We start from the raw sequence: 6,000 nt of genomic DNA on the forward strand, positions 1-6,000 counted from the left end.
ACGTCCCGAAGAGGTAGTTGTGACGCAGTACGGCGAAAAGCACCCACCCCCCGACGACCGGCCGACCATCCAGGTCACCGCGGTCGCCTGGCCCGTCGAGGAACCGTCGCCGACCGTGGCACCGCCCCCGGGGGGCGGCCAGTCGCGCTCACGCCGGTTCCGGCTGCTGCTGGCCGCCGGGGTCGCGACCGCCGTGCTGGGCTCGCTCGCGGGGGTAGGCACCTGGGCGTACGCCGGTGATGTGCCGCGCGGCACCACGGTGCTCGGCACCGAACTGGGCGGACGCAGCCGGGCGGACGCGGCCCGCGAGCTGCGGGCGGAGTTGGAGCGGCGCGCCGCCGTGCTGGCCGCCCCGTTCGAGGTGCGGGTCGGCGAGCGGACCGCCCAGATCACCCCGGCCGATGTCGGCCTCGCCGTCGACGTGGAGGCGACCGTGGCGGCGGCTGCGGCCGCGCAGGCGCACGCCGTCGACCGGTTGGTCGGCTCCCGCGAGGTGGAGCCGGTGGTGCGGGTCGACGAGGAGAGGCTGAGCGCGGCACTGGAGAAGCTGGTCGGCGACCAGGGCCGAAAGATGATCAAACCGGCGATCACGTTCGCCGGCACGAAGCCGAAGGTGCGCTACCCGCAGCCGAGCCTGGCGGTCGACCCGCAGGACGCCGCCCGGGTGGTCACGGCGGGTTGGCTGGGCGGACAGCCGGTGACGGTGCCGCTGGTGGAGTCGCATGCGGCGACCACCGCCGAGGAGGTCGACCGGCTGGTCGTTGAGCTGGCGAAGCCGGCCGTGGCGGCACCGGTGCGGCTGGTGACCGACAAGGGTGCGGTGACCATTCCACCGGCGGCGATCGCGAAGAGTCTGCGGTTCGTGGCGGACGACGCCGGCAAGCTGACCCCGAAGGTCGACGTGAAGCGGCTACGGGACGCCCTCGGCGACGACCTGGCCGAGATCGAGGTCGCTCCGAAGGACGCCCGGATGACGATCTCCGGCGGCAAACCGAAGGTCGTGGCGGGTCGTCCTGGTCAGCAGCTCGACCCGGCGGCGTTGGGGCGGGACCTGCTGGCTGTGCTGCCGAAGGTCGACGGCCGGGAGGTGGCCGGCAAGCTGGCGCCGGCGAAGCCCGAGCTCACCGCGGAGAAGCTGGCGGGGCTCGGCATCAAGGAGAAGGTGTCGTCGTTCACCACGCGGTTCACCGGTGGGCTGTCGTCGCCGCGCAGCCAGAACATCGTCACGATCGCGAAGGACGTCGACGGCACGGTGGTCATGCCGGGCGAGACGTTCTCCCTGAACGGGCACACCGGCGAGCGCAGTTACGCGCAGGGCTACCGGGACGCTCCGGTCATCCTGGACGGGAAACTGGTCCCGGGGGTGGGCGGCGGTACGTCGCAGTTCACCACCACCCTGTTCAACGCGACGTACTACGCCGGTCTGGAGGACGTGCAGCACAAGCCACACTCGTACTACTTCAGTCGCTACCCGGCGGTGATCGAGTCGACCATCTTCTGGCCGAACCTGGACTTCAAGTTCCGGAACAACACCGAGTACGGCGTGCTGATCGACACCTCGTACACGGGCAGTTCGGTGACGGTGTCGATCTGGAGCACGAAGATCTGGGACAGCGTCAAGACGGAGTACGGCCCCCGCCGGAACATCACCAGCCCCAAGACCGTCTACCTGGAGCCGGGGCCGACCTGCATCCCGGCCAACGGCAGCCAGGGCTTCACCCAGGACGCCTTCCGCGTCATCAAGAAGGACGGCAAGGTCGTCAAGCGGGAGAAGTTCAGCTGGACCTACAGCGCGGAGCCCCGCTTCATCTGCGGTCGCGGACCATCCTGACGTCCACTCCCGACAGCCCGTCACGGCCCCGCCGGCGCATCTCGCCGGTGGGGCCGACTCATCGGGTACGCCCCGCCCTCCGTGGCACTGCCGACGTCGACTGGCACTGCCGACGCCGCCCGTCGCGTTGTCGGGGCGACACCGTTGCGTTGTCAGCGAGTGGGGACGACCGCGACGTGTGGAGCCCTCTCCGGCGGATCGAACGCCGATCGCGGGGAACAACCCACGGGGATACGACGCCGGCGGTCTGCGCACTCGCGCGAAGCGCATGGTTGCGGCCTGAATGTGGTTGGTGGGTGGTGGCCGGAGGTGGTGGTGTCCTTGCGGGTGTCGGCCTCCGGGCCCGGGGCTTTCGAACCCGAGGTCCGTCCCGGTTTTGGTGGGTGTCCGGCTCGGGTGTGGTGTGGTGTGGGAATGCGTTCAGGGCCACCCCATGAAATGGGGTGGCCCTGAACGAATGTGTGTCCGGCGGTGTCCTACTCTCCCACACCCTCCCGAGTGCAGTACCATCGGCGCTGGAGGGCTTAGCTTCCGGGTTCGGAATGTTGCCGGGCGTTTCCCCTCCGCCATGACCGCCGTAACTTTATGGACATGTCAAACAAACCGTTCCATCGACCCCGATGTTTCTGGGGTGTGGTGTGGTGTGTTCGTTTGTCTAGAGTTGCACAGTGGACGCGTAGCAGCTTGGTAGTCAAGTCCTCGGCCTATTAGTACCGGTCAACTGAACCCGTTACCGGGCTTACATTTCCGGCCTATCAACCCAGTCGTCTAGCTGGGGGCCTTACCCCACCAATGGTGGGTGGGATACCTCATCTTGAAGCGAGCTTCCCGCTTAGATGCTTTCAGCGGTTATCCCTTCCGAACGTAGCTAACCAGCCGTGCCCCTGGCGGGACAACTGGCACACCAGAGGTTCGTCCGTCCCGGTCCTCTCGTACTAGGGACAGCCCTTCTCAAGTATCCTACGCGCACGGCGGATAGGGACCGAACTGTCTCACGACGTTCTAAACCCAGCTCGCGTACCGCTTTAATGGGCGAACAGCCCAACCCTTGGGACCTGCTACAGCCCCAGGATGCGACGAGCCGACATCGAGGTGCCAAACCATCCCGTCGATATGGACTCTTGGGGAAGATCAGCCTGTTATCCCCGGGGTACCTTTTATCCGTTGAGCGACACCGCTTCCACTCGCAAGTGCCGGATCACTAGTCCCGACTTTCGTCCCTGCTCGACCTGTCAGTCTCACAGTCAAGCTCCCTTGTGTACTTGCACTCAACACCTGATTGCCAACCAGGCTGAGGGAACCTTTGGGCGCCTCCGTTACCCTTTAGGAGGCAACCGCCCCAGTTAAACTACCCACCAGACACTGTCCCTGAACCGGATAACGGTCCGAAGTTAGATACCCAAATCAACCAGAGTGGTATTTCAAGATTGCCTCCACCCATACTGGCGTATGAGCTTCACCGGCTCCCACCTATCCTACACAAGCTAATTCGAATACCAATGTCAAGCTATAGTAAAGGTCCCGGGGTCTTTCCGTCCTGCCGCGCGTAACGAGCATCTTTACTCGTAATGCAATTTCGCCGGGCCTGTGGTTGAGACAGTGGGGAAGTCGTTACGCCATTCGTGCAGGTCGGAACTTACCCGACAAGGAATTTCGCTACCTTAGGATGGTTATAGTTACCACCGCCGTTTACTGGCGCTTAAGTTCTCCGCTTCGCCCCGAAGAGCTAACAGGTCCCCTTAACGTTCCAGCACCGGGCAGGCGTCAGTCCATATACATCGAATTACTTCTTCGCATGGACCTGTGTTTTTAGTAAACAGTCGCTTCCCCCTGCTCTCTGCGGCCATACAACGCTCCACCCGCGTGGGGCTTCACGTCTCCGGCCCCCCTTCTCCCTAAGTTACGGGGGCAATTTGCCGAGTTCCTTAACCACAGTTCGCCCGATCGCCTCGGTATTCTCTACCTGACCACCTGTGTCGGTTTGGGGTACGGGCCGCTCAGAACTCGCTAGAGGCTTTTCTCGGCAGCATAGGATCACTGACTTCACCTGAATCGGCTCGGCATCACGTCTCAGCCTTCATGCGTCGCGGATTTGCCTACGACACGGCCTACACGCTTACCCCGGCACAACCACCGGCCGGGATCAGCTACCTTCCTGCGTCACCCCATCGCTTGACTACTACCCGTCAGGTTCCCACGCTCCCCATCATCGGTCCGAAGACCTCCGACAGTTCGGGTGGTTAGCACAACGAGGTTCATCAGGGACGCTCTTTCGCGGGTACGGGAATATCAACCCGTTGTCCATCGACTACGCCTCTCGGCCTCGCCTTAGGTCCCGACTCACCCAGGGCGGATTAGCCTGGCCCTGGAACCCTTGGTCATCCGGCGGAAGGGTTTCTCACCCTTCTTTCGCTACTCATGCCTGCATTCTCACTCGTGCCGCGTCCACAACTCGATCACTCGGCTGCTTCACCCCCGGCACGACGCTCCCCTACCCATCCACACACCTGCACAACACATCAAGGCGTTGCGAAGTCACATGTGAATGCCACAGCTTCGGCGGTGTGCTTGAGCCCCGCTACATTGTCGGCGCGGAACCACTTGACCAGTGAGCTATTACGCACTCTTTAAAGGGTGGCTGCTTCTAAGCCAACCTCCTGGTTGTCTATGCGACCCCACATCCTTTTCCACTTAGCACACGCTTAGGGGCCTTAGCTGGTGATCTGGGCTGTTTCCCTCTCGACTACGAAGCTTATCCCCCGCAGTCTCACTGCCGCGCTCTCACTTACCGGCATTCGGAGTTTGGCTGATTTCGGTAAGCTTGTGGGCCCCCTAGACCATCCAGTGCTCTACCTCCGGCAAGAAACACGCGACGCTGCACCTAAATGCATTTCGGGGAGAACCAGCTATCACGGAGTTTGATTGGCCTTTCACCCCTAACCACAGGTCATCCCCCAACTTTTCAACGTTGGTGGGTTCGGCCCTCCACGCGGTCTTACCCGCGCTTCAGCCTGCCCATGGCTAGATCACTCCGCTTCGGGTCTAGGACACGCGACTGAATCGCCCTATTCAGACTCGCTTTCGCTACGGCTCCCCCACACGGGTTAACCTCGCCACATGCCACTAACTCGCAGGCTCATTCTTCAAAAGGCACGCCGTCACCCCGCAAGGCTCCGACGGATTGTAGGCGAACGGTTTCAGGTACTATTTCACTCCCCTCCCGGGGTACTTTTCACCATTCCCTCACGGTACTCGTCCGCTATCGGTCACCAGGAAGTATTTAGGCTTACCAGGTGGTCCTGGCAGATTCACGGCAGATTTCAGGGGTCCGCCGCTACTCGGGAACACTCACAGGAGGTCAGCCACTTTCACCTACCGGACTTTCACCGCCTACGGTCAGCCATTCCAGACTGTTCGGCTAGCAACTGACTTTGTAACTCCTCACACGAGTGTCAGCTCGTGTAGCAAGGTCCCACAACCCCGACCACGCAACCCCTGACAGGTATCACACGCAGCCGGTTTAGCCTCAATCCGCTTTCGCTCGCCACTACTCACGGAATCACTAATTTGTTTTCTCTTCCTACGGGTACTGAGATGTTTCACTTCCCCGCGTTCCCTCCATACACCCTATGTGTTCAGGTGCAGGTGACATCACATGACTGATGCCGGGTTCCCCCATTCGGACACCCTGGGATCACAGCTTGGTTGACAGCTCCCCCAGGCCTATCGCGGCCTCCCACGTCCTTCATCGGCTCCTGGTGCCAAGGCATTCACCGTTCGCCCTTGACAACTTGACCACAAAGATGCTCGCGTCCACTGTGCAATTCTCAACAAACGACCAACCCACAACCCTCAAGCCCCACACCAGCAACACCAACCCCACCCACAAAGGAGCGACACCAGCATCCGGTATGCGAGACCAGGCCATGCCTGGCAACCACCACCCACCCACACAGATGGGAGACGGCACTGAAACAACAACCCACCGGTTGTTCCTTCAGGACCCAACAGGGTGCCCTACATCCCCTCCCAGCCGCACCCACCCGCCGTTCCCACCACCCCCGAAAGAGCAGCTGTACTAAACGAAAGCAGGCCGTTGCCAGAAGAAAACTCGCCAGTGTCTCCGCCATCGAGCACCCCGACCCGACATCCGCGGGCCGCGGGCTCCA

The 6,000-nt window shown here is 62.3% G+C and carries 1 protein-coding gene and 2 rRNA genes; 1 reads left to right on the forward strand and 2 read right to left on the reverse strand.

Annotated elements, in window-relative coordinates; translation table 11 throughout:
• The first annotated feature begins 19 nt into the window (after positions 1 to 19).
• Entirely contained in the window at positions 20 to 1,831 is a 1,812-nt protein-coding gene (locus GA0070616_RS11330; protein WP_245712725.1) for a VanW family protein, read from the forward strand.
• A gap of 463 nt (positions 1,832 to 2,294) precedes the next feature.
• Here GA0070616_RS11330 and rrf read toward each other — a convergent pair.
• Both rrf and GA0070616_RS11340 read right to left on the reverse strand, forming a co-directional pair.
• A 5S ribosomal RNA gene (gene rrf, locus GA0070616_RS11335) occupies positions 2,295 to 2,411 on the reverse strand.
• Between the two features lie 107 nt (positions 2,412 to 2,518).
• A 23S ribosomal RNA gene (locus GA0070616_RS11340) occupies positions 2,519 to 5,628 on the reverse strand.
• Between the last annotated feature and the right edge of the window lie 372 nt (positions 5,629 to 6,000).

It is taken from the genome of Micromonospora nigra (assembly GCF_900091585.1).
Classification (GTDB): domain Bacteria; phylum Actinomycetota; class Actinomycetes; order Mycobacteriales; family Micromonosporaceae; genus Micromonospora; species Micromonospora nigra.